The following is a 26270-nucleotide window of genomic DNA, read 5'->3' on the forward strand; positions in this document are numbered from 1 at the left end:
CGGCTTATTTGAGTAAGTTGGTCGCTTCATCTGGAAAAACTAACGATGGTTTAAAAACTTTTGCTTCTTCTATATCCATAAAAGCATACGTTATTAAAATAAGTACATCGTCAGGAGCAACTAAACGTGCTGCTGCGCCATTAAGGGTGATTTCACCACTATTTCTTGGTCCAGGAATGGCATAGGTTTCTAGCCTAGCACCGTTATTGTTGTTTACAATTTGAACCTTTTCACCTTGAATAATATTAGCGGCTTCCATTAAATCTTCATCAATAGTGATACTACCAATATAGTTTAAGTCGGCACCGGTTACTTTTACTCTGTGTATTTTAGATTTTACTACTTGAATTTGCATGCGGCAAAGATAATTAATTTAGTGCGATATTATCAATAAGTCTAATATCGTCTGCATACACTGCAATAAATGCTCTATATGCTTTGTTGTTTGATTTTCGTTTTAAAGGTTTTAAGGTTTCAACTTCAGAAATTATGAAATATTCTAATTCTAATAATTCATGATTTTTAAATTGTTTCTCAACCCATTCCTCTACTTCAGTAGCACTTTTTGTGCCAAATTTTAGTTTGGCAGTTTTTAGTGTTTCATATATGAAGGGGGCAGCGGTGCTAAATTCCGGCTTTAACCTTGTGTTTCTGGAGCTCATTGCTAAACCGTTAGATTCACGATGAATTTTGCAACCTACTATCTTTAATGGCATGTGATGTTTTTCAACTAACTTTTTAATAATTTGTAGTTGTTGGAAATCTTTTTCACCAAAATATGCTTTATGCGGTTTTACAATCTCGAAAAGGCGTTTTACAACGGTGCCTACACCATCGAAATGACCATCCCTAAATCTGCCTTCCATTTCATGTTCTAAACCATCGAAATCGAAGGTTTCTGAAACGGTATTACCTTCGTAAACATCATCTACAGTAGGAGCGTAAACCATAATTTTGGTCGCGCTTACTGTTTTTAATAATGCTATATCGTTTTCTAAAGTTCTCGGGTATTTATCGAGATCTTCAGGGTTATCAAACTGAGTTGGATTAACAAAAATGCTAACCGCAACTAGATCGTTTTCTTCTAAAGCTTTTATTACTAATTGTAAATGTCCTTCGTGTAAAGCACCCATGGTAGGCACTAATCCTAAAGTTAGTTTTTTAGCTTTTGCGGCATCAATTGCAGCCGTAATTTGTTGTTTTTCCGAGTAAACTTCCACCTTTTATTTAAAATTTAACGCTTGCAAACTTAAGATTTTACGAGCAATCTGCATAAAATTTTGTACTTTTGCGTGTTTTTTAACGAGATTTTGCAACAAACTAAGGGTTTTTGCTACTATTTTTTGTTAAAAAATAAATTAAAAGTCATCAAAAATAAACATATGAAAGATAAGAGGGTATTATACGTATCATCTGAAGTAGTTCCTTATTTACCGGAAACAGAGATTTCGTCAATGTCGTTTGAAGCGCCAAGATTAGTAAATCAACAAGGAGGGCAAATAAGAATCTTCATGCCTCGATACGGGAATATTAATGAAAGAAGACATCAGTTACACGAAGTTATCAGGTTATCAGGTATCAATTTAGTGATTAACGATTTAGATATGCCGTTAATTATTAAAGTAGCTTCTATTCCAAAAGAACGTATTCAGGTTTATTTTATTGATAATGATGAGTATTTTAAAAGAAAAGCAACATTAACAGATGAAGCTGGAAAGTTATTCTCTGATAATGATGAACGTGCTATTTTCTTCGCAAAAGGTGTTATAGAAACCGTTAAAAAACTCAACTGGTCTCCAGATATTATACATGTACATGGTTGGTTAGCTTCTTTGCTACCAGTTTATTTAAAAGAGTATTACAAAGACGAGCCTTTATTTAACCAAAGTAAAATTGTGACTTCGATATACAATCAAAGTTTTAACAATACGTTAAATAAAGATATGATTAATAAAGTTAAATTTGACAATATTAATGAAGATGCTATAAAAGTGCTCGAAGAACCAACTTACAACAACTTAATGAAAGTTGCTATTGATTACTCCGATGCGTTAATAGTAGGGTCTGAAGATATAACAGAAGAAGTAGATGCTTACATAAAGGCGTCTAATAAACCTATTTTAGAGTATAAAACCAAAGATGAATTTGGCGAAGCTTATACAAACTTCTTTAATAACGAAGTTTTAGGCTAGCCCTCTCAAATTCATTTAAAACAACTTATGAAAAAGACATTTAAAGCCCTTAAATTATCTGCAGCATTCCTATTTGTATTAACCGGTTTTGTTGGTTGCGATAAAGAGTTTACAGAATTAGAAAGTGCTGTTTTAGGAAAAGATAATGCTAACTTTAGCACAGATTCTTACGAAATTCCTATTGTAGCTTATAATAAAACAACAGAGTCTGTACAGGTCAATGGTTTAGCATCTTATTTGTTAGGTGTGTTTAACGATCCGGTTTACGGACAAACCGCTGCTAGTATTGTTACACAAGTAACACCATCTAGTTATGATCCAGATTTTGGTGATAATCCGGTGATAACTTCAGTCGTGCTTACAATTCCTTATTTCAGTCGTGTTATTGATTTTGATGAGGATGGTAATGCGGAGTATACTATTCAAGATTCTTTATACGGTGATTATTCAGGTACTATAAAACCTTTTAAATTATCTATTTACAAAAACGAATATTTTTTAAGAGATTTTGATCCTTTTGCAGATGATAATGATGATACAGCACAAAGGTATTATTCATATTCAGATGGAAGCTCTGATAATATGGCTTATAATGGAACTTCTGTTATTAATTTTGATAATTTAAAAGATCAGTTAATTTTTGAGCAAGAAAGTGTGACACCTGATAGTTCTGTTATTATAACAATTACAGATGAAGGAACTGACGATGAGATAACAACTAGAAGTGCACCTGCTTTTACTGCTGAATTGGATGCTGAATTTTGGAAAACGCTTATTATAAGTAAAGAGGGTGGAGTTGAATTAAGTAATGCTAATAATTTTGCTAACTATTTTAGAGGTTTGTTTTTTAAAGCTGAGGCAATTGGTGATGACGGAAGTATGGTTTTACTGGATATGGCATCTACAGATGCTAATATTGTTATTAATTATAATTACGATTCTACCACTGCTGGGGAAACAGTTGAAGGAACATACACGTTATCTTTTACAGGAAACACATTAAATACTTTTGTGAATAAAATTACAGAAGTTACACTAGCAGATGGAGATCAAACTAATGGGGATCAATCTTTGTATCTAAAAGGTTCTGGTAATTCTATGGCTGTTGTTGATTTGTTTGAAAATGATGAAGCTAAAAAGGATTTCTTAGATAGTTTTAGAATACCTAGTGGAGATGATGATTACGAAAAAGATGAAGATGGTAACTATGTTTTAAATAGATTGGTTAACGATGCGCAACTTGTTATCTCTGAAGATGAGGTTATGCAAGCGCTTCCAGACGATTCTAATGGTAATAATTATAGTCATTTCAATAGAATTTATGCTTACGATATCAATAATAGTATATCTACTTACGACTATCAAATTGATCCAGTTGAATCTAGTACCGATCCATTTAATTCTAAGATAATTAGTTTAGGTCAACGTGTTGTCGATGAAAATGGTGTTTATAAATATAAAATTCGTTTAACCGAACATTTAAATAATATCTTGGTCAACGATTCAACAAATACTAAAATTGGTTTGGTTTTATCTACCAATGTGAATTATACAAATATTTCTAGAATCGCGGATAGTGATGATGAGGATGTTACGGGTTTACCAACGGCATCGGTTATTACTCCAAGAGGTACAGTATTGTATGGCTCAAATGTAAATGTTGATGACAAGAAAAGAATGAAATTTAAAGTGTTTTACACAGAACCAAATAATTAAAAACATCAACTTATGTGCGGAATTGTAGGTTATATTGGATATAGAGAAGCATACCCAATAGTAATTGAAGGCTTAAAACGATTAGAATATAGAGGGTACGATAGTGCTGGAATTGCTCTTTTTGATGGTAAAGACCTAAAAGTATCTAAAACAAAGGGTAAAGTAGCCGATTTAGAAGAACGCGCCACTGCAGAAATAACTAAAACAGGTAGTGTTGGTATAGGGCATACACGTTGGGCAACACATGGTGTGCCAAACGATGTTAACTCTCACCCACACCTTTCAAACTCTGGAGAATTAGTAATAATCCATAATGGAATTATTGAAAACTACGATTCTCTTAAGCAAGAATTAATTACAAGAGGATATACATTTCAATCAGATACAGATACGGAAGTTCTTATCAATTTAATTGAAGATGTAAAAAAGAAAGAAAAAGTAAAATTAGGAAAAGCAGTTCAAATTGCATTAAACCAAGTTATTGGAGCTTATGCTATTGCTGTTTTCGATAAAAATAAGCCAGAAGAAGTTGTTGTGGCTCGTTTAGGAAGTCCGTTAGCCATTGGTATTGGTGAAAATGAAGATGAATTCTTTATAGCTAGTGATGCTTCTCCTTTTTTAGAGTATACTAAAAATGCTGTTTATTTAGAAGATGAAGAAATGGCAGTTATTAGATTCCATAAAGGAATTAAAGTAAGAAAAATAAAAGATGATTCTATTGTTGATACATACGTTCAAGAGCTTCAATTAAATTTAGAGCAAATTGAAAAAGGTGGATACGATCATTTCATGCTGAAAGAAATATACGAGCAACCAAAAGCTATTACCGATACTTATAGAGGTAGATTGTTACGCAACGACGCTATTATTAAAATGGCAGGTATTGAAGATAACATGAAAAGGTTTTTAAATGCCAATCGTATTATCATTGTTGCTTGTGGAACATCTTGGCATGCTGGATTAGTTGCAGAATACATTTTTGAAGATTTAGCTAGAATACCTGTAGAGGTTGAATACGCTTCAGAATTTAGATATAGAAATCCTATAATTACAGAAAACGATATTGTTATCGCTATTTCACAATCTGGTGAAACTGCCGATACTTTAGCAGCTATTAAATTAGCGAAATCTAAAGGTGCATTTGTTTTTGGTGTTTGTAATGTAGTTGGTTCGTCTATCGCTAGAGAATCAGATGCGGGAGCTTACACACATGCAGGTCCGGAAATTGGAGTAGCATCTACAAAAGCTTTTACAACTCAAATTACAGTTTTAACGCTTATGGCTTTAAGACTTGCTAGAGCAAAAGGAACTATTAGTAGTTCAGATTTCCGTCAGCACTTATTAGAGTTAGAAATGATTCCTAAAAAAGTTGAAGAAGCTTTAAAGTCTGATGCAACTATTAAAAAGATTGCAGATATTTATAAAGATGCTAGAAACATGCTTTACTTAGGTAGAGGTTTTAACTTTCCTGTAGCTTTAGAAGGTGCATTAAAATTAAAAGAGATTTCATATATACATGCTGAAGGTTACCCTGCGGCAGAAATGAAACATGGACCAATAGCTTTAATTGACGAGAATATGCCAATTATTGTTATTGCAACAAAAAAAGGACATTACGAAAAAGTAGTAAGTAATATTCAAGAGATTAAATCTAGAAAAGGTAAAATTATCGGTATAGTTACCGAAGGGGATGTACAAGTTAAGGCATTAGCCGATCATGTTATAGAGGTTCCAGAAACTTTAGAGTCGCTTACTCCTTTATTAACAACTATTCCACTTCAATTGTTATCTTATCATATTGCTGTGTTGTTAGACAAAAATGTAGATCAACCACGTAACCTTGCAAAATCTGTTACGGTAGAGTAATATTTTATATAAAAATTAAAATTCAATCAGCCTGATTTCAAAACTTGAAATCAGGCTGATTTTCATTTATAACACTCTTTTTTTATCAAAATCACAATTATAGCTATGCTTTTTTATCAATAAGTGCTATGCGCGCATAATTTTTTTGCTTTTTTATGTGTAAATAATACTTAATATACATATATTGCTATTCTAAATCTAAATTCGTTCATATAAATGAAAGCAATTCTCCTATTTTTTACGTTGTTTTTTTGTGGAATAACTTTTTCCCAAACAACTATTACTGGTACTGTTGTCGATGACAATAGTCAACCCATTCCAGGAGCCAATATTATTGTAGTTGGCACCTCTACAGGAAACGTTACAGATTTTGATGGTAACTTTTCTTTAACCTACAACCAAAACCCTCCGTTCTCAGTTCAAGCCAGTAGTGTAGGGTTTGAAACGGTTACAGTAGAAATTACCAAAAAGAATCAAAAAGTAGATTTTATTTTAAAAGAAGGAACTTCTTTAGATGAAGTTGTAATTTCAGCTTCTAGAACTCCCGAAAGAATATTTGAATCTCCTGTTACAGTAGAGCGCTTTGGATTAAAAGAAATTAAAAACACTGCATCTGCCGATTTTTACGATGGTTTAGAGAACTTAAAAGGTGTAGATGTAAATACCAACAGTTTAACTTTTAAGTCGGTAAATACAAGAGGTTTTGCAACATTTGCTAATAATAGATTCATGCAGTTAGTAGATGGTATGGATAACTCAACACCTGCATTAAATTTCCCTATCGGAAACTTGGTAGGTATGACAGAAACAGATGTTTTAAGTGTGGAATTACTGCCTGGAGCATCTTCTGCATTATACGGAGCAAATGCCTTTAATGGTATTTTATTTATGCGAAGTAAAAATCCTTTCGATCACCAAGGTATTAGTGCGTCTGTAAAAAGAGGTCTTACGTCACAAGAAGCTTCTGGAGATAATGAGTATACAGATGTTAGTATTCGTGCAGCTTATAAATTCAGTAATAAATTTGCAGCTAAAGTAAATTTCGGTTACTTAAAAGGAACCGATTGGGCTGCAGTTAATGAAGACGATAAAACGAATATAGGTGGAACAAGAGCAAATATAGATTACGATGGTGTTAATGTTTATGGAGATGAAGTTTCTACGAATTTAAAAAACGTAATAGAAAGTGAAACTTTTTTAGCGAATTTACCTAATCCAGCTTTAGTAAATTTAGTGCCACTTGTGGATGTAAGTAGAACAGGCTATGATGAAAGAGATTTAACGAATTATGATGCTAGTAGTATTAAATCTGACTGGGGTTTATACTACCGTCCATGGGAAAATGATTTCGAAATATCTTATGTTGGTAAGGTTGGAACAGGTTCAACAATTTACCAAGGTACAAACAGGTATAACATTAATAACTTTTTTCAAGAACAACATAAAATTGAAATTAGAAACGATAACTTCTTTGTTAGAGGTTACGTAGTATCAGATAAAGCTGGAGATTCTTATGATATGGTTTTTACAGGAATTAATATTAATAGTGCTTGGAAAGATAATAATACATGGTTTGGTGAGTATACTGGTGCCTTTATTTCTGCAACCCTTGGTGGTGCAGATGAAACTCAAGCGCACGCTGCAGCAAGAAATGTTGCTGATACAGGAAGATTTCTTCCAGGCTCTGATGAGTTTGTTGCTGCATTTAATAAAAGTATAGCAGATCCAGATTTAACTACAGGTTCTAAATTTCAAGATGCTTCTAAATATTATCATGCAGATGCTAATTATAATTTTAGTCATCTTATTGATTTTGCTGATATTCAAGTTGGTGGTTCTTTTAGAGAATATAGTTTAAATTCTTCAGGTACTATTTATACAGATATTGATGGTCCTATTACATATTCTGAATATGGAATTTATACTCAAATTCAGAAAAACCTTGAACTTAACGATGAAATGGAATTAAAATTAACGGGGTCAGCTCGTTATGATAAGTCTGAGTTTTTTGATGGTTTTGTGTCTCCAAGAATTTCTGCAGCACTTACACTTAATCAAAATCATAATGTTAGAGCTTCTGTGCAAACAGGGTTTAGAAACCCTACAACTCAAGATTTATTTATCGGCCTAAACGCAGGTAGAGCAATTTTAGTAGGTTCGGCTCCTAGTAATTTAGATAGATGGACTAGAAATTACGATTTATCACCTGGAGGTGCTGCTATTGTGCAATCGCCTAGCGTTACTCAAACAGGAGCTGCGGCTTATAATAATTCATATACTGCAAGTTCTGCTTTAGAACTAGCTGCGACAGGAAACCCTGCGGTATTAGAAATTGCAAACCCAGATTTAGTAAAACCAGAACAAGTAACATCTGGAGAAGTTGGGTATAGAGGTAAGTTTAATAAAATTACTGTAGATGTTAGTGCTTATTACAATAGCTATAAAGATTTTATATCTCAAGAAGTTGTGGTTGCTCCTTTTTATGGAACAGTTGGTGATGGTGGTGCATCTGTAGCTGCTTTGGCAAATGGAGATAGCCAAGCATATAGTACATATACAAACTCTGAAGCTAATGTAAATTCGTACGGTACATCTGTTGGAGTATCTACTAAAGTCTTTGGTGATTTCGATTTAAGCGGAAGTTATACTTATGCTAAATTAGATTTTGATAGCGAAGCATATCCAGATTTTGCAACAAACTTTAATACGCCAGAACATAAATTTAAAGCGTCTTTTGGTAATACGGATTTATTTGAAAACTTCGGATTTAACGTAGCTTATAGATTTAGTGACGATTATTATTGGGAAGCAACTTTTGCAAATGGTGTTGTTCCAGAATTCCATGTTGTAGATGCGCAAATTAACTTAAAGGTTCCATCTATGAAATCTATTTTTAAGGCAGGTGCAACTAATCTTTTAGGAGATGAATATTTCACAGCAGTGGGTACAGGTCATATTGGATCAATGTATTATGTTTCATGGACAATTAATAATTTATAAGATGAAAAACACAAAATATATATTAGCATTATCAGCTTTAATTGGTTTTACAAGTTGTAACGAAATTGAAGACGTTAATAGAGATGAAGCCGCTGAGGTTTTGCCAGAACTAACTTCTGGCTCGGCAGATTTTACAACATACGTGTCTCTTGGGGCATCTTTTACGGCAGGATATACAGATGGCGCGCTTTTTATGGCGGGGCAAAATAATTCTTTTCCAAATATATTGGCAAATCAATTTGCTGGTATAGGAGGTGGAGATTTTACACAACCTATAACCAATGATAATTTTGGAGGTTTGGCGGCTGGCGGTACAAGAATAGCAGAACCAAGACTTGTTTTTGGTGGTTCTACTCCAGTGCCTTTAGAGTCTGTGGTTGGCCCAGTAACGGTATCTACAGATATTGTTTTAAACAACCCAACCGGGCCTTTTAGTAATTTAGGTGTTCCTGGAGCAAAAAGTTTTCATTTACTATCAGATTCTTACGGTAGTCTTGCAGGAGTAGGTTCTTATGCTAATCCTTACTTTGTAAGAATGGCATCAAGTCCAAGCACAACTATGTTAGGAGACGCTATGGCGCAAAGCCCTACGTTTTTTACTTTATCAGAAATGGGAGCGAATGATGTTCTAAGTTTTGCTGTTTCAGGTGGAAGCGGAGTAGATCAACAAGGTAATTTAGATCCCTCTACATATGGAAGTAATGACATTACAGATCCTAATGTTTTTGCTAATGTGTTAAGTGGTTTAGTTTCTACTTTAACTAGTGGAGGAGCTAAAGGTGTGGTTACAAATGTGCCTTATATTACAGATTTACCACATTTTACAACAGTGCCATATAATCCAATTCCGTTAGATGCTGCTACTGCTGGCTTTTTAAATAGTGTTGCTGCTTATGGGACATATAATGGAGGTTTACAGCAAGCTTACGCTGCATTGCAAGCTACTGGTCTGTTTACTGCTGAAGAGCTTGAGAAAAGAACTATAAATTTTACTGAAGGACAAAATGCTGTTGTTATTATTGATGAAGATTTAACCGATTTGGGAGCAATTAATCCTGCTTTCGCTGAAATTCCAAAGTATAGACAAGCTACTGTAGATGATTTACTCGTACTTAGTTCATCTTCTTTTATAGGAACAGAAGCTATCCCTGGAAATGCACAAAGTATAAACGGTGTTGCCGTACCATTAGCAGATCAATGGGTTTTAACACCAGAAGAACAATTGGCTATTAAAGAAGCAACAGATGCCTATAATGTAACAATTAAAGCCGTGTCAGATGCTAATGATAATATTGCTTTAGTAGATTTAAATTCTATTTTATCAGAGTTAGCTACAACAGGAATTGTTTATGGTGATTACACACTAAATGCTAGTTTAGTAACAGGAGGAGCTGTTAGTCTAGACGGAATTCATCTAACAGCAAGAGGATATTCATATATGGCATACAAGTTTTTAGAAGCTATAGATACCTCTTTTGGTGCTAATTTTATTGACTCTGGTAATGTTCCAAATCCGGGAGATTACCCAACAAATTACGCGCCTACATTACAATAAAAGCGCAATTATTAAAAATATAAAAAACGTGTTCCAATGGAATGCGTTTTTTTATTATAAAAACGACTTTCATTTTAAATTAAAACCACTATATTTGCACGCGAAAACTCAAAGTGTTTTCACTGAATTAAAACGCATAATATTAAACACATAAGTAATGTCTAAAGTTACAGGTAAAGTTGCACAAATAGTAGGTCCAGTTATCGATGTTGAATTCGGAGCTGGTGCTGAACTTCCAAAAATTTATGATTCATTAGAAATTAAAAAAGCAGATGGATCGCTTTTAGTATTAGAAGTACAATCTCACATTGGTGAAGATACTGTGCGTACTATCGCTATGGATTCTTCTGATGGATTAAGCAGAGGAACAGAGGTTACTGCTACTGGTGCACCTATACAAATGCCGGTTGGTGATGATGTTTACGGACGTTTATTCAACGTAATTGGAGATGCTATCGATGGTCTTGGAGATTTACCTAAAGCAGGTTCTGCTGGGTTACCAATTCACCGTCAAGCACCAAAATTTGAAGATTTATCAACTTCTACTGAAGTTTTATTTACAGGTATTAAAGTAATCGATTTAATTGAGCCTTATGCAAAAGGTGGTAAAATTGGTTTATTTGGTGGTGCTGGAGTAGGTAAGACAGTATTAATTCAGGAGTTGATTAACAATATAGCAAAAGGACACGGTGGTTTATCTGTATTTGCTGGAGTGGGTGAAAGAACTCGTGAAGGAAATGATTTACTACGTGAGATGTTAGAGTCAGGAATTATCAAGTATGGTGATGACTTTATGCACTCTATGGAAGAAGGCGGATGGGATTTATCTAAAGTTGATAAATCTGGAATGAAAGAGTCTAAAGCGACTTTCGTTTTTGGACAAATGAATGAGCCTCCTGGAGCTCGTGCTCGTGTAGCATTATCTGGTTTAACTATTGCTGAGTATTTCCGTGATGGTGCTGGTGAAGGACAAGGGAAAGATGTATTATTCTTCGTAGATAATATCTTCCGTTTTACACAAGCTGGTTCTGAGGTATCTGCATTATTAGGTCGTATGCCTTCTGCGGTAGGTTACCAACCAACATTAGCAACAGAAATGGGTGCTATGCAAGAGCGTATTACTTCAACTAAAAGAGGTTCTATTACATCTGTACAAGCGGTATACGTACCTGCGGATGATTTAACGGATCCTGCACCGGCTACAACCTTTGCTCACTTAGATGCAACAACAGTATTATCTCGTAAAATTGCTGAGTTAGGTATTTATCCTGCGGTAGATCCATTAGATTCTACTTCAAGAATTTTAACTGCTGATATTTTAGGTGACGATCACTATAACTGTGCACAACGTGTTAAAGAGTTATTACAACGTTACAAAGAATTACAAGATATTATTGCTATCCTTGGTATGGAGGAATTATCTGAAGAAGATAAATTAGCCGTAGGTAGAGCAAGACGTGTACAACGTTTCTTATCTCAACCTTTCCACGTAGCAGAGCAATTTACAGGTCTTAAAGGTGTTTTAGTAGATATTAAAGAAACTATTAAAGGATTTAACATGATTATGGACGGTGAATTAGATCACTTACCAGAAGCAGCGTTTAACCTTAAAGGAACTATTGAAGAAGCTATTGAAGCTGGAGATAAAATGTTAGCTGAAGCGTAAACCTAGTAAGCAGTTATAAGTCAACAGTCAGCATTACGCGACTGAATACTGATTACTGATTACGGAATACTTAAAAATTATGTATTTAGAAATTGTATCACCAGAAGCAACCTTATTTAGTGGAGAAGTAACTAGTGTTGCTGTTCCAGGAGTAAATGGCGAATTTGAAATGTTAAATAATCACGTGCCAATTATATCTATTTTAAAAGAAGGTTTTGTGAAAATTTCAGGAAACGTAGAATTAGATGAAGCGGTTCAAGATAAATTTACCAAAAACGATAAAGGAGCTACATTGTTAAAAATTAACTCTGGAACGTTAGAATTAAAAAACAATAAGTTGATTGTTTTAGCAGACTAAAACATCAATTTTATATTATATAAAAAATGCGAAGCTAAAGCTTCGCATTTTTTTATGTTTTAAATTTAAGTATAATGTGGCTTAATATTTATACCTTTTTAATCACATTAGTTACAATCCCCCAAATAAGAAACTTATTATCACTAGTAATTTTAATAATAGGGTAGTTTGGGTTTTCCGGTTTTAACCACATTTCATCTTTATCCACTTTTAAACGCTTTACAGTAAACTCACCATCTAAAAAGCAAACCGCAATTTTATTATTTGTGGGCTCTATGCTTCTATCTATTACTAATAAATCGTTATCATCTAGTCCTGCACCAATCATAGATTGCCCGCTTACACGTGCATAGAATGTGGTTTCTTTATTTTTAACTAGCTCAGTATCTAGAGAAAGATGCTGCTGGCTAAAGTCCTCGTTAGGAGCAGGGTAACCTGCCGAAATACCTGTATCGAAATAAAGCGCACCTGCGTTTTCTATTTCTTCGGGATTAAAAAGCGTTAAAGGAGCAGATTGTTTTAACTGTATAGCCATAGGGTTTGGGTTTTATTTTTAATGATACGTTGGTCTTTTAAAAAATAGAAGCCCTTATCATTATTTCGGTTGGTTAATGTAATATTAAAAATCATAGCTTTCTAAGCCTTTAATCGATTTTAGTTCGACTTTAAGTTCCTGAAACATATTTACAATGCTGCTTAGTTTTAGTTCTTCTTCACTATACTCTTGTGTGTTAATACAGCACGTAAACTCCCAAATTTCCATAATATCGGCGGTTTTTACATCGTAAGGTGTGTATAGTTTATTATCAGAATGTAGCTCTAAAGAGTCTTTTTCTTCAATTTTATTATAGACTCTTTTATATACTAAACCATCGTCTTTGGTGAGTATAATATAAGTGCGTCCGTTTTTTACATCGGTTATTGTATCGATAAATTTTGCAACAATAAACGAACCGCTTTTTACGGGCAACATAGAATCTCCACTTATCGGAAACGCACGATGCGTTCCTGTTGGTAAAAAGGGGAGTTTTATTTTTTGAAGTTGCTCAATATATTCTGGATCTGCATAACCTTGTAAATATCCTGCCGAAGCTTTGGTAGGTACAATTTCTATTAAATCTTCGTCCATGTCGTTTACCGTTACCGGAAACAGTACACGCTTGTTTCCTACTTCTATAAAAGAGGTGTTTTTAGTACGTCTTAAATCGTTTTTCACCAAAATATCTATTGGTATATTGAAATAAGACGAAAGCTCTATTAAACGATCTATAGGGGGTTCTGAGCGGCCTTCTTCATAAGAACCCACAATGGAGCGTGTCCAACCTAATTCGTCCGCAAAACGTTCCTGAGAAAAACTTTTCAAAGTACGTAAATGTTTAATGTTGGATTGAATGAATTTCATTACTCGTTTTAATATTTAATTTGGTTTACTACAAATGTAAGCAACAATTACTTTTAAATGTAGCTAATTTTGCAAAACTTATGTATTTAAATTGTCATTCATATTTCAGCTTGCGTTATGGGACAATAAGCCCCGAAAAACTACTTGCCATTTCTGCGGAATATGGCTTTAAAACTATGGCGCTAACCGATATTAATAACACATCGGCGTGTTTAGATTTTGTTCGGTTATCCGAAAAATATAAAATAAAACCAGTATTGGGTGTAGATTTTAGAAATGGCGCAGAACAAAAATTTATACTCCTTGCTAGGAGCAACAAGGGGTTCTATAATATTAATAATTATTTGTCCACTTTTTTGCATGATGCTAGTTTAGTAATCCCAGATTGTGCTCCTCAATTAGACGATACATTTGTTATTTATCCTTATAAACAAGATGGAAGTTTCAACTTAAAAAAACATGAGTTTTTAGGTGTAAAGCTACAAGATTTAAATAAACTTAAGTTTTCTAAACAGAAAAAAGACGTCTCTAAATTAGTGGTTTTACAATCGGTTTCTTTTGAAAATAAAAAAGGATTTAACACCCACCGTTTGTTGCGTGCAATAGATAATAATACGTTGTTAAGTAAGTTGTCAAAAAGTGAGGAAGGTTTAGAAACCGATGTTATGCTTTCTGCTAATAAATTGCACGATGTTTACAGAGAATTCCCTGAGCTTATAAAAAACACTAAAGCTATTTTAAGCCGATGTTCTATAAATTTCGATTTCTCGAAAAGCATACCTAACAATCAAAAATCGTATACTAAGAGTGAGGATTTAGATTATAAATTGCTCGAAAGACTTGCCTATAGTGGTTTGGCGTATCGTTATCAAAACCCAGATGATGTTATCTTTAATCGAATAAAAAAAGAGTTAAGCATTATTAAAGAGAAGCAGTTTGTGTCTTATTTTTTAATGAATTGGAAAATTTTAAAATACGCCAGAAGTAAAAATTATTATTATGTAGGTAGAGGTAGTGGCGCCAATAGTATTGTTGCGTATTTATTGCGAATTACGGATGTTGACCCCGTAGAACTCGATTTGTACTTTGAACGTTTTATAAATCTATACCGAAAGAATCCGCCGGATTTTGACATTGATTTTTCTTGGACCGATCGGGATGATATTACACAATTCATTTTTAAAACATTTAAAAACACCGCGCTTTTAGCAGTTTACAATACGTTTAAATTTAAAGCGTCGGTACGTGAATTAGGTAAGGTTTTCGGCTTACCAAAATCGGAAATAGATATGCTTAGCAAAGGCCGCTACAATATTGAAGCCTTAGATAAACTATCAAAATTAGTACTTGTTTACAGCGAATATATTCAGGGGTTTCCTAATTATTTGGGAATTCATGCTAGTGGAATTATTATTTCAGAAAAGCCTATTCATTATTATACGGCAACATTTTTTCCGCCGAAAGGCTTTGCTACCACACATTTTGATATGGTAGTTGCTGAAGATATTGGGCTTTATAAATTCGATATATTAAGCCAACGTGGTTTAGGAAAAATTAAAGACACCGTAGATATTGTAAAATATAATCATCCAGAAAAAGAACCTATTGATATTCATGATATTAAAGGTTTTAAGACGGATGAAAATATTAAGCATATTTTGCGACACGCTCAGGCCATTGGGTGTTTTTATGTTGAATCGCCTGCTATGCGTATGTTACTTAAAAAACTTCAGGTTGATAACTATTTGGGGTTAGTAGCTGCGAGTTCTATTATTCGTCCTGGAGTTGCTAAATCGGGTATGATGCGCGAATATATATTGCGTTATCGCGATCCGGAACGTTGTAAGCAAGCACACCCCGTTTTGCTTAGTATTATGCCCGAAACCTATGGCGTTATGGTATACCAAGAAGATGTTATTAAAGTGGCGCATTATTTTGGAGGTTTAACTTTAGCTGAAGCTGATAAATTACGACGCGGTATGTCGGGTAAGTTTAGATCTCGTGATGAATTTCTATCTGTGAAAAACCTTTTTTTTAGCAATTGTAGACAAAAAGGAGAGCCAGAACATTTAATTGAAGAGATTTGGAAACAAATTGAAAGCTTTGCTGGTTATGCATTTGCAAAGGGACACTCGGCATCTTATGCGGTAGAAAGTTACCAAAGTTTGTTTTTAAAAGCCTATTTCCCGTTGGAATATATGGTGGCTACTATTAATAATTTTGGTGGTTTTTATAGCACAGAACTTTATGTGCACGAGGCTAGAATGCATGGTGGTATTATTGAGGCACCTTGTGTTAACACAAGTTTTAATGAAACTATTATTATTGGTAAACATATTTATTTAGGTTTTATGTTTTTGCATGGTTTGGAAGTAAAAACTATTAAGAAATTACTTTTAGACCGAGAGGAACATGGTGCGTTTAAAAATCTAGACGATTTTGTTGAGCGTCTAAGTATATCTGTAGAGCAAACCGCTATTCTAATTAAAATAAATGCGTTTCGGTTTACGGGTGTTAATAAGCGCGAATTACTTTGGGAAGCTCATTTAAAAATAAGTAAAACAGTGGTGCAAGAACATGCTATTAATTTGTTTGAAACTAAACGTATAGATTACAAAACGCCAGAATTGCCAAGTTCGGCTTTGGAAGATGCTTTTGATGCTTTAGAGCTTTTAGGCTTTACGCTTTGCAATCCGTTTGGTTTGTTGGAGCAAACCGCTGTACAACCTTTAAGAGCATTGCAACTTCCAAAATTTAAAAATCGCAATATTTCTATTGAAGGTTATTTGGTGACAACAAAGAACACGGTAACATCTAGCGGTAAATACATGCATTTTGGAACGTTTTTAGATTACGATGGGCATTTTATTGATACCGTTCATTTTCCGCCTGTGGCAAGTAAATACCCTTTTAGAGGTAAGGGGATTTATACTATTACTGGTAAGGTGATAGAGGAATTCGATTGTATAACTATTGAAGTTGTTACTATGGAAAAACTTGCTGTTATTCAAGATCCACGTTATAGCGATCCGCCACCTAAGTTTATAACAAATACTAACCGACGGATAGGTTAGTGTATAAAATCAAAAAAGGCTATTCTTTTTAAGAATAGCCTTAATATTATTGATTCGTCTAAAAAAATTAGCTTATTGTCCAGCTTCAGTTTTAGCATCATCAATCATTTTTTCGTTCGGTAAAATTGCAATATTTACCCTTCTATTTTTTGCACGACCTTCTGCTGTAGTATTATCATGTGTTGGTTGTGCTTCTCCAAACCAGTTGGTTGTGAAACGACTACGACTTAAACCTTTACTTAAAAAATAATCGGTAACAGCAGTTGCTCTATTTTTAGAAAGTGTCATGTTTAACTCTTCACTACCAACACTATCTGTATGGCCTACAACCAATACGTTAGTATCTGGGTATTCTTGAAAAACAGCAATTAATTTATTTAAAGTTTCTTGAGAAGCTGCGTTAACATTATACTTTGCTGTATTAAAATATACACCACTATTCTCGTCAAAAGTTACTACAATACCATCGTCTACACGCTCTACTTTAGCGCCAGGAATTTCGTTTTCAATTTGTTGAGCTTGTTTGTCCATTTTGTTACCAATAAGTACACCAGCACCACCGCCAATAACACCACCAATAACAGCTCCGAGTTCTCCATTACCACCTTTACCAACGTTGTTACCGATAATGGCTCCTAAAAGCGCACCACCTGCAGCACCAATAGCTCCACCTTTTTGTTTGTTATTTGCATTTTGTACCGATTTACAACTTGTTACATTTACTGTAAGTACGAGTGCTAATAGAATTAATCCGATTTTATTAAATATTGTTTTCATCTGTATGTTTTATTGTTTTGTAAAATTCATTGTAATTGTAAATGGTTTACCCTCCACGTTAAGCGTTTGTTGCCATTGCATTGTAGCTTCTGTAAGTTGAGTAAGTTGCATTCTGTAACCGTAGTTGGTTGGCGATTTTCCTTTTTCGTCTGTAGGTTTCAATAAGAAATCGTACAGATCGGTAGTAGGATCAACTTCTTGAATGGTAAAAATGAAGTTACGAGCACCAATACCACAATTGGTATCGTTAATGGTGTAGATTCCTGAATTATTATTCGGGATAAACTGCCAATCACTACCTTCAAAACATGCTTTTGGAGCATCATCTAAGAGAGATACATTATAGGTGCCTTTTTCACTATAAGAAATAGTACTTAGCGTCCAATTTCCTTTCATTACTTTTTTTGAAGTTCGCACTACTTTTGATGTGCCGCATGAAGCTAAAGTTAATGCTAACACTAATAAAATTGCTATTCTTTTCATTTACATGTATTAATTAGGTTTCTATTTGGGTTTAAAAATTATCACTATTTATTGCTTCTCAAAAAAAAGAAACAATTTGATGTACGCAAGTTAAGACCCCTATGCGGTATAGGTAGTCACTATAAATTATTTTTTTAACGTTATCGGGAATTGAACTTGAGTAAACACCAAAAACACGGATGGTTTTCGGTACGAATATTTTTAGGTATTAAGAGTGATTATGCCACTTTTTTAAGCAAGTCGAAACAAGGGCATTTTTTACAACGCTTATTTTCGCCTTTTTTAAATTTTTTACAACAACTGCTTTTTACTTTATCAGGAAGTTCTACTCCTAATTCACGTAACATTTTAATTGCCTTTTTTTTCTTTTTTTTGCCCAAAACAGAATCTGAAATTTAAGAGATATCAAATTTATCTTGGGCAAAAATAACTATTTTTATTAAATCTAAATAAGATTAAATGTTAAAATTATTGCAAACCATCTGCAGATGCGGAAGTTACAGTTAAGTTTTCTATATCGCGATCAAAAAGATACAATCCACCTTTATCATCTCCAATAAGGTTTATCTTGTCTAAAATGGTGCGAGCTACAGCTTCTTCTTCTATTTGCTCAGCAACATACCACTGTAAAAAGTTGTGTGATGCATAATCTCTTTCTTCTAAGCTAATATGGACTAAATCGTTTATACTTTGAGATACAAATACTTCGTGCTCGAACAATTTCTCGAACATTTCTTTAAATGAAGTAAAAGTTACGTTAGGTGCCGATAATTCCGAAATTTTTGCATGACCACCACGCTCGTTCACAAACTTTACGAGTTTTAACATGTGTTCGCGCTCTTCATCAGATTGTGCATACATAAAGTTTGCAACCCCTTCTAAACCTTTAACTTCGGCCCAACAGGCCATTGCTAAATATATTTGAGAAGATTCTGCTTCTATTTTTATTTGATTGTTTAATGCTTTTTCTATAGCTTTTGATAACATAGGTCTTGTTTTTTTATAAAGTTAGTAAATTCTGTTTAACTTATAGTTAATCCGTTGGCAACATTATCTGTATCGGGATTTACAAATACAAGTTTTCCATCTTCACTTTCCGTCATTAAAATCATGCCTTCACTTTCTACACCGCGTAAGGCTCTTGGTGCTAGATTTACCAAAACAGTAACACGTTTGCCTACAACCTCTTCCGGCGTAAAGCTTTCTGCAATACCAGAAACAATAGTTCTAACATCAATACCTGTATCTACTTTTAAAACTAAAAGTTTTTTAGCTTTCGGCATTTTTTCAGCTTCTATAATGGTACCAACACGCATATCAAGTTTAGTGAAATCATCAAAGTTTATAGTGTCCTTTTGTGGTTCTACTACTTTATTTGCTGCTTCGTTAGCTTTTTTACTAGCTTCTAGTTTATCAAGTTGTTTTTGAATTGTTTCATCTTCTACTTTAGAAAATAATAATTCAGCTTCACCAATTTTATGACCTGCAGGAAGTAATACCTCTTTTATAGCAACTTCTTTCCAAGTAGTTTCTGTTCCTAAGGCAGTATGGTTTAATATGTTTTTTAATTTAGTTGAAGTAAACGGTAAAAATGGCTCACTTAAAGTTGCTAATGCCGATGCTATTTGTAATGCTACATACATAATAGTTTTTGTGCGTTCTGCATCAACTTTAATTACTTTCCAAGGTTCTGCATCGGCTAAGTATTTGTTTCCTAAACGTGCTAAATTCATTAACTCTTGGCTAGCTTCTCTAAAACGGTAACGCTCTATTGAACTTGCAATAACATCTGGATATGCTTTTATGGTAGCTAAAGTTTCTTCGTCTACTTGTTCAAATGCTGAAGGCGTAGGCACAGCACCTTCGTAATATTTGTTAGTTAAAACAACAACACGGTTTATAAAGTTTCCGAAAATGGCAACTAACTCGTTGTTGTTTCTTGCCTGAAAATCTTTCCAAGTAAAATCGTTATCCTTAGTTTCTGGAGCATTTGCTGTTAATACATAACGTAAAACATCTTGTTGTCCAGGGAAATCTTCTAAATATTCTGGTAACCAAACAGCCCAGTTTTTAGAAGTTGATAATTTATTACCTTCTAAGTTTAAAAACTCGTTTGCTGGTACATTTTCAGGTAAAATATAAGATCCTTCAGCTTTTAACATCGCCGGGAAAATAATACAGTGAAATACAATATTATCCTTTCCTATAAAGTGTACTAATTTTGTGTCTTTATCTTTCCAGTATGGTTCCCAATCTTTTCCTTCGCGAGCAGCCCATTCTTTGGTAGACGAAATATAACCAATTGGTGCGTCGAACCAAACGTAAAGTACTTTACCTTCGCCACCTTCAGCAGGTACAGGAATTCCCCAATCTAAATCACGGGTTACGGCTCTTGGGCGTAAACCATCGTCTATCCAAGATTTACATTGTCCGTAAACATTAGGTTTCCAGTCTTTTTTATGTCCTTCAAGAATCCATTCTCTTAAAAAATCCTCATGTTTATCTAGTGGTAAATACCAATGTTTTGTTTGTTTTAAGGTTGGCACATTACCTGTAATAGCCGATTTAGGATTAATTAAATCGGTAGCATTATGGCTTGTTCCACAGTTTTCACATTGGTCACCGTAACTTTCTTCATTACCACATTTTGGGCAAGTTCCAATCACGAATCTATCTGCTAAAAATTGATTTGCAGCAGCATCGTATAATTGTTCCGATGTTTCTTCAATAAATTCACCTTTTGCATCTAAAGTTTTGAAAAACTCCGAAGCTGTTTCATGATGAATTGGAGCAGAAGTTCTAGAGTAATTATCGTAAGTTATTCCAAAATCTACAAAAGATTTTTTAATAATAGCATGATATTTATCTACAATATCTTGAGGTGTTACACCTTCGTTTTTAGCTTTAATAGTAATTGGCACACCATGTTCATCACTTCCGCCAATAAATACAACATCGTTTCCGGTTAATCGTAAATAGCGTACATAAATATCTGCAGGCACATAAACACCAGCTAAATGGCCAATGTGTATTGGGCCGTTGGTGTATGGTAAAGCGGTTGTAATGGTATATCGTTTTGGTGTGTTCATCAATTTAAAATTATATTATGAGTGTGTTTTTGAAGTTTATCTGTATTAAAATCAACTGTTTGTGTTGAAAAATATATCTATTTTATTCGTAAACACAAGTGTTTTTCAAGCCGTAAAAGTAATCAATTTAAGCCCTATTTAGAAAAAAAATGTACATTTACATTATGACACGAATTACATTTATTACAATTTTATTTTGTTCCTTTTTTTTCTTCGGAAAAACTACACTATCGGCACAAGAAACACCATTAAAAAACTCTACTAAATTGATACAACCTCCATATTTAAAAGCAGGCGATACGGTTGCTATTGTTGCACCATCTGGTGTTATAAAAAACGGCGTTAAAGAAATTGAAGCGGCCAAAGCGTTACTTAAAAGTTGGGGTTTGCATACCATTGTTGGCGAACATGTATTTAGCCAAGCCGATCATTTTGCTGGTACCGATGATGAGCGTTGTGCCGATTTTCAAAATGCTTTAGATAACCCAACCGTTAGTGCCATTTGGTGTGCTAGAGGTGGTTATGGTACGGTTAGAATTTTGGATAAGCTAGATTACACTAAGTTTAAGCAACACCCAAAATGGTTAATAGGCTATAGCGATATTACGGCATTGCACAATCAATTTAATAATGAAGGTATAGAAAGCATACACGGTATTATGTGTGTTAGCTTACCTAATGATTTGAGTACTATAGCGAAACCAATAGCTACTTTTAAGGCGGCTATTTTCGGGAAGCCATTAAGTTATACGCTCGAAGGTTCTACTTATAACCGAGCGGGTTCTGTTTCTGCACCTTTAGTTGGTGGTAATTTAACTTTATTACATACCATGTTAGGTTCTAAAACCAGTATTGATACGGACGGAAAAATTCTTTTTATAGAAGAAGTAGGTGAGTATAAATACCATATAGATCGTATGTTACAAAGTTTAAAACGTGCAGGGTATTTTGATAACTGCAAAGGTGTTATTATTGGTGGTATTAGCCGAGTTAGAAAAAACACGACGCCTTGGGGAACTTCTATAGAGCAATTGTTTTTAGATGCTCTTTCAGATTATAATTTCCCAATAGCTTTTAATGTGCCTGCGGGACACGAAAGAGATAATCGTGCTTTAATTTTAGGGCGAACAATTGATTTGAACGTTTCTAAAGCAAAATCTACTATAGTTTTTAAGTAAGAACGTTCTAGTTTGTTAAGTTTTTTTATTGTAAATGATAGTGTTATACTTTGGTTTTTAGCTTGGTAGTTTAGTTTGACGTTAATAAAGTACCGTCGGCTAATATTTTGTTGTAATTACGTGATACATTGTAGTTTTACAGACTAATTTTTATGTTTAACCAACAAATTTCTCTCAATGAAAAAATTACAATTATTAAGCGCAGCAGTAATGCTTTTATTTTCTGTTAATATTATTAATGCAGATACAGTAAAAACAAATTTAAACCTTTTTAATCCTGATGTGCGTAAGTGCTTAATTGAAGCTTCTGAAAGTGAAGGATGGAAACTAGAAGCTGTTTATACAAATGAACAAGATAAATTAGTTATGGTTTTTGGAAAAGGAACTGAAACTAAAACTTATATCGATAAATAATACTTATTGATATCATTAAAATTAAAAAGCCAACTATTTAATAGTTGGCTTTTTTTATGGGTTTAAACTCCAAATTGATTTAAGTGATGGTTTAGGTGTTTGTAAAACATGGTATTCCATTCTTTATTGGTTAAGTTGCCAAAGGAATGCGATGCTTTATTTTCGAAATGATTTGCACCTAATTGTTGAGTTCTATTGATAAAATCAACGAGTCTGCTTTTTTCCAAATCGAAGTTTTTGGTATCGGTAATTACAAATTCTGGAGCGGTACGGCTATTCTTTTTATAAGGTTTGTCTCCTACAACTATTGGTTTTACAATGGTTTTTAGCATCCAACGCTTAAAAGCGTTTGGTTTTGGGTGTTTGTTGTCGTAAACCATTTCGTAAGTTACGTTGCAATGCGCTAGCATTTGGTCTACGCTCATTTTGCCCCAAAGCGGTTGGGCTTGGTTGTCTAAGGTTTTAATTCTTTCAACAACAGCTTGTGTGTCTTTGGAATTGAACATGTTTTTCATAAGAAAGAAGTATTAATATAGTATAATGCACTAAATTTATTGCTTAAAGTTCTTATTACCAATTGTTTTTGGGTTGAAAAGTGTTTTTTTTAAGAAAAACTTAATCTATCATTAAAATCTACGTTCCTTTTGTATTTGCTCGTAAGCAGCTTGTACTTGTCTAAATTTTTCTTCGGCACCTTGTTGGTGTTCTTTTCCAAGATGAATAACTTTATCTGGATGATATTTTTTAGCCATAGAACGGTAGGCTTTTTTAATTTCGTCTACGCTAGCACTTTTAGTGATTTCTAAAACTTTGTATGCATTGTCGCTACTATCGTAAAACATGGCTTTGATGCTTTCATAATCGCGAGAGCTTATGCCTAAATAACCGGCTATGGTGTAAATTTGTTTTACCTCGTCTTCAGTTACTAAACCATCGGCTTTGGCTATACCAAATAGAAAGTGCATAAGTTGTAAACGCGATGGGTGGTCCATCATTTGTTTAATTTGTAAACAGACTTGGCGTGTAGAAATATTATTTTGTTTGTTTATATTTTTAAAAAGCGCAAAAGCAGTATTGGCACGCTCTTTACCATACATATTTACAAATTGTTGACGTACGTAATCTAGCTCGCGTTGGTCTTGTTTACCATCGGCTTTTATAACTATGGAAGCTAAAATAAGTAAGCTTACCTCAAAATCTCCCGATTGTGTTTGCGGGCGTTGTTGCGAGCGTGTGCTATATGTGGTTCGTTGACCTTCTTGCGGTTGTCCTTGGTTTAAAAAAGGACTTCCTTTTCCATTAGACATAACATCTATAACGCTACCTAATGCTAAGCCTATTATGGCTCCTATTGGTCCGCCAAACGACCAGCCTAAAGAGGCGCCTATCCATTTTGAAAAACTCATGTAATGTTTGTTTTTTATGGTTCAAATATACTATTGTTAGTTGAATTTTTATGGGTTTTGTTACAACATTGGCGAATTTGTGATGCTTTTAACTTATGATTTATTTTGGCGGATATGTGCGTTAAGGATAGTAGCGGCATCCTTTTTTGTGATTTGCCTGTGGTTTAATTTTAGCTCGAACTTTGCCTGTGCTCTATGGTTTTATATCAATGACGAAATTTGGTTTGAGCAAAAAAGATATAGCGGATAGCCTGACCCGTAGGGAAACGCCCAAAGAATTATACGTAAATTTGTCAGGTTTTGGTGGTTATGAACGACTTAAACCTGACAGTTGTCTTAAATCGCATGATTTTTGACTAACTTTGTAACAGAGATTAATTATAAAACATAAAAATTTAAAAGATATGTATCCAGCAGAATTAGTAAAACCTATGCGTGAGGATTTAACCAACGTTGGTTTTGAAGAATTACATACTGCCGAGGCGGTTGAGGCGGCTATTGCAAAACCGGGAACTACACTTGTAGTTGTAAATTCGGTTTGTGGTTGTGCAGCAGCTAATGCGCGTCCAGGTGCGAGAATGAGTTTACAAAACGCAAAACGCCCAGACCATATTACTACGGTTTTTGCAGGTGTTGATAAGGAGGCTGTTGATGCGGCTCGTGGATTTATGGTTCCGTTTCCTCCAAGTTCACCTTGTATGGCTTTATTTAAAGATGGCGAATTAGTACACATGTTAGAGCGTCACCACATTGAAGGTCGTCCAGCAGAATTAATTGCTGAAAACCTTGTTGATGCTTACAATGCAAATTGCTAGTCTAGTTTATAAAAACTTGATTTAATTTATATAAAAACCACGATTTATCGTGGTTTTTTTGCGTTTTTACGCAACCATTTCTTGCATTTTGCATCTATAAAATAAAAACTGTTTTATGCGGAAATCGATTTTATTGCCAAGCTTGTTTTTGTTTAGTATGCTGTTTATGGCTTTTCAGTGTGAGGAAGATGATTATGGCGATATAGAGAGTGATCGTTTAGAACTGGCTCAGTTAAAGATTGAAATTGATGAAATTGTTTATGCATCTGTTTGCGATGGTACTCACAGTTGCGAGTTTATGGCTTATGGCAGTAAAGCTTGCGGCGGACTTCAAGGGTATTTGGTGTATTCTACTTCTATTAACGTAGAAAACTTAAAGACTTTGGTAGAAAACTATAATCGGGTTGAAGCTGAATTTAATACAAAATGGAATATTTTATCAGATTGTTCTGTGCCAAATCCACCAAGCGACATAATTTGCGAAAATAACAAGTGCGTGCCTGTTTTTTAAGACTAAGTTTTTACTTATTTTTGAGGCATGGTAAAACTGATATCTTATCCGCTAACTATTATATATGCCTTTGCGTTTTTATTAACCATTGTTGTATTTCACCCTATTCAGGCCTTTTGCTATAGGGTTTTTGGGTATCAAGCACTTAAAAAAAGTGTAGATGCCTTGCAGTTTTTTTTAATGCGCTGCTTAAATATTTTGGGTACACGTTTTACTTTTGATAACCCACATGATATTCCTACCGACCAGCCTATAATTATTGTTTCTAATCACCAAAGTATGTACGATATATCACCACTTATGTGGTATATGCGTAAGCATCATCCTAAATTTATTAGTAAAATTGAATTAGGAAAAGGCATACCAAGTGTATCTTACAATTTGCGCCACGGTGGGTCTTGTTTAATAGATCGTAAAAATCCAAGACAATCTTTACCTGCTATTATGAAGTTTGGTGAGTATATAGAAGAAACCAAACGTGCCGCGGTAATTTTTCCGGAAGGTACGCGCAGTGTAGACGGTTACCCAAAGCCTTTTCAAACAAAAGGATTGGAAATTTTACTTAAAAAAATACCATCTGCATTAGTTGTCCCTATTACTATAAATAACTCTTGGAAAACATTGCGTTATGGCAAATTCCCAATGGGTTTGGGCACTCACATAAAATTTACCGTGCATAAGCCTATAAAAGTTAGTACCTTTGCTAATAGACAAGATTTGATAAATAGTGTGGAAACCACTATTGTAGAACATATAAAACATTAAAAA

At 34.1% G+C, this 26270-nt stretch carries 23 protein-coding genes; 13 read left to right on the top strand and 10 right to left on the bottom strand.

Annotated features, from left to right (window positions below; translation table 11 throughout):
- Positions 1 to 4 precede the first annotated feature (4 nt).
- Positions 5 to 355, bottom strand: coding sequence for an aspartate 1-decarboxylase (gene panD / locus GQR98_RS07165; RefSeq protein WP_159018919.1), 351 nt, complete (start codon positions 353 to 355; stop codon positions 5 to 7).
- Between the two features lie 13 nt (positions 356 to 368).
- Positions 369 to 1220 (bottom strand): pantoate--beta-alanine ligase, encoded by an 852-nt coding sequence (gene panC, locus GQR98_RS07170; RefSeq protein ID WP_159018920.1) that lies wholly within the window; start codon positions 1218 to 1220, stop codon positions 369 to 371.
- A gap of 162 nt (positions 1221 to 1382) precedes the next feature.
- Between panC and GQR98_RS07175 the strand changes: the two genes are divergently transcribed.
- The 7 genes from GQR98_RS07175 to GQR98_RS07205 all read left to right on the top strand — a co-directional run bounded on the left by GQR98_RS07175 (position 1383) and on the right by GQR98_RS07205 (position 12353).
- The gene (locus GQR98_RS07175) at positions 1383 to 2192 is read left to right on the top strand and encodes a glycogen/starch synthase (protein ID WP_159018921.1); all 810 of its coding nucleotides are present in this window, start codon (positions 1383 to 1385) and stop codon (positions 2190 to 2192) included.
- A gap of 27 nt (positions 2193 to 2219) precedes the next feature.
- Positions 2220 to 3908, top strand: coding sequence for a DUF4270 domain-containing protein (locus tag GQR98_RS07180; RefSeq protein ID WP_159018922.1), 1689 nt, complete (start codon positions 2220 to 2222; stop codon positions 3906 to 3908).
- Between the two features lie 12 nt (positions 3909 to 3920).
- Positions 3921 to 5774 (top strand): glutamine--fructose-6-phosphate transaminase (isomerizing), encoded by a 1854-nt coding sequence (gene glmS, locus GQR98_RS07185; RefSeq protein WP_159018923.1) that lies wholly within the window; start codon positions 3921 to 3923, stop codon positions 5772 to 5774.
- A 216-nt stretch (positions 5775 to 5990) separates the two neighbouring features.
- Complete coding sequence (locus GQR98_RS07190; protein ID WP_159018924.1) at positions 5991 to 8774, top strand: TonB-dependent receptor; 2784 nt, start codon at positions 5991 to 5993, stop codon at positions 8772 to 8774.
- A 1-nt stretch (position 8775) separates the two neighbouring features.
- On the top strand, positions 8776 to 10329 hold the full coding sequence (locus GQR98_RS07195) for a G-D-S-L family lipolytic protein (protein WP_159018925.1): 1554 nt from the start codon (positions 8776 to 8778) through the stop codon (positions 10327 to 10329).
- A gap of 157 nt (positions 10330 to 10486) precedes the next feature.
- Entirely contained in the window at positions 10487 to 11995 is a 1509-nt protein-coding gene (atpD, locus tag GQR98_RS07200) for a F0F1 ATP synthase subunit beta (RefSeq protein ID WP_159018926.1), read from the top strand.
- 79 nt (positions 11996 to 12074) lie between these two features.
- On the top strand, positions 12075 to 12353 hold the full coding sequence (locus tag GQR98_RS07205; protein ID WP_042499551.1) for a F0F1 ATP synthase subunit epsilon: 279 nt from the start codon (positions 12075 to 12077) through the stop codon (positions 12351 to 12353).
- Positions 12354 to 12441: 88 nt separating this feature from the next.
- On the opposite strand, the gene GQR98_RS07210 is transcribed toward GQR98_RS07205, so the two are convergent.
- Together GQR98_RS07210 and GQR98_RS07215 are read right to left on the bottom strand one after the other, a co-directional pair.
- The gene (locus tag GQR98_RS07210) at positions 12442 to 12888 is read right to left on the bottom strand and encodes a LexA family protein (protein WP_159018927.1); all 447 of its coding nucleotides are present in this window, start codon (positions 12886 to 12888) and stop codon (positions 12442 to 12444) included.
- Positions 12889 to 12972: 84 nt separating this feature from the next.
- Positions 12973 to 13755 (bottom strand): XRE family transcriptional regulator, encoded by a 783-nt coding sequence (locus GQR98_RS07215; protein WP_159018928.1) that lies wholly within the window; start codon positions 13753 to 13755, stop codon positions 12973 to 12975.
- Between the two features lie 80 nt (positions 13756 to 13835).
- Between GQR98_RS07215 and GQR98_RS07220 the strand changes: the two genes are divergently transcribed.
- Complete coding sequence (locus GQR98_RS07220; protein ID WP_159018929.1) at positions 13836 to 16829, top strand: DNA polymerase III subunit alpha; 2994 nt, start codon at positions 13836 to 13838, stop codon at positions 16827 to 16829.
- A 72-nt stretch (positions 16830 to 16901) separates the two neighbouring features.
- Here GQR98_RS07220 and GQR98_RS07225 read toward each other — a convergent pair whose 3' ends face one another.
- The 4 genes from GQR98_RS07225 to metG form a co-directional block, all read right to left on the bottom strand.
- On the bottom strand, positions 16902 to 17606 hold the full coding sequence (locus tag GQR98_RS07225; protein WP_159018930.1) for an OmpA family protein: 705 nt from the start codon (positions 17604 to 17606) through the stop codon (positions 16902 to 16904).
- A gap of 9 nt (positions 17607 to 17615) precedes the next feature.
- A complete protein-coding gene (locus GQR98_RS07230) occupies positions 17616 to 18089 on the bottom strand; it encodes a lipocalin family protein (protein WP_159018931.1) in 474 nt (157 codons plus the stop codon).
- Positions 18090 to 18557: 468 nt separating this feature from the next.
- Complete coding sequence (locus GQR98_RS07235) at positions 18558 to 19076, bottom strand: ferritin (protein WP_159018932.1); 519 nt, start codon at positions 19074 to 19076, stop codon at positions 18558 to 18560.
- Positions 19077 to 19111: 35 nt separating this feature from the next.
- Positions 19112 to 21178 carry a methionine--tRNA ligase gene (gene metG / locus GQR98_RS07240; protein WP_159018933.1) on the bottom strand — a complete coding sequence of 689 codons (2067 nt, stop codon included), beginning with the start codon at positions 21176 to 21178 and terminating at the stop codon, positions 19112 to 19114.
- Between the two features lie 164 nt (positions 21179 to 21342).
- On the opposite strand from metG, the gene GQR98_RS07245 reads away from it, so the two are divergent.
- Together GQR98_RS07245 and GQR98_RS07250 are read left to right on the top strand one after the other, a co-directional pair.
- A complete protein-coding gene (locus GQR98_RS07245; protein ID WP_159018934.1) occupies positions 21343 to 22356 on the top strand; it encodes an LD-carboxypeptidase in 1014 nt (337 codons plus the stop codon).
- 177 nt (positions 22357 to 22533) lie between these two features.
- Positions 22534 to 22770: a hypothetical protein gene (locus GQR98_RS07250; protein WP_159018935.1), complete on the top strand. Its 237-nt coding sequence runs from the start codon at positions 22534 to 22536 to the stop codon at positions 22768 to 22770.
- Positions 22771 to 22832: 62 nt separating this feature from the next.
- On the opposite strand, the gene GQR98_RS07255 is transcribed toward GQR98_RS07250, so the two are convergent.
- The gene (locus GQR98_RS07255) at positions 22833 to 23285 is read right to left on the bottom strand and encodes a DUF1569 domain-containing protein (RefSeq protein ID WP_159018936.1); all 453 of its coding nucleotides are present in this window, start codon (positions 23283 to 23285) and stop codon (positions 22833 to 22835) included.
- Between the two features lie 111 nt (positions 23286 to 23396).
- Positions 23397 to 24176 carry a TerB family tellurite resistance protein gene (locus GQR98_RS07260; protein ID WP_159018937.1) on the bottom strand — a complete coding sequence of 260 codons (780 nt, stop codon included), beginning with the start codon at positions 24174 to 24176 and terminating at the stop codon, positions 23397 to 23399.
- A 404-nt stretch (positions 24177 to 24580) separates the two neighbouring features.
- Here GQR98_RS07260 and GQR98_RS07265 point away from each other — a divergent pair, with 404 nt between their 5' ends.
- From GQR98_RS07265 to GQR98_RS07275, 3 genes are all read left to right on the top strand, one after another.
- Positions 24581 to 24991, top strand: coding sequence for a BrxA/BrxB family bacilliredoxin (locus tag GQR98_RS07265; RefSeq protein WP_042503973.1), 411 nt, complete (start codon positions 24581 to 24583; stop codon positions 24989 to 24991).
- Between the two features lie 115 nt (positions 24992 to 25106).
- Positions 25107 to 25502: a hypothetical protein gene (locus tag GQR98_RS07270; protein ID WP_159018938.1), complete on the top strand. Its 396-nt coding sequence runs from the start codon at positions 25107 to 25109 to the stop codon at positions 25500 to 25502.
- 27 nt (positions 25503 to 25529) lie between these two features.
- A complete protein-coding gene (locus GQR98_RS07275; protein ID WP_159018939.1) occupies positions 25530 to 26267 on the top strand; it encodes a lysophospholipid acyltransferase family protein in 738 nt (245 codons plus the stop codon).
- Positions 26268 to 26270: the final 3 nt, after the last annotated feature.

The organism is Algibacter sp. L3A6 (genome assembly GCF_009796825.1).
In the GTDB taxonomy this organism is placed as follows: Bacteria; Bacteroidota; Bacteroidia; order Flavobacteriales; family Flavobacteriaceae; genus Algibacter.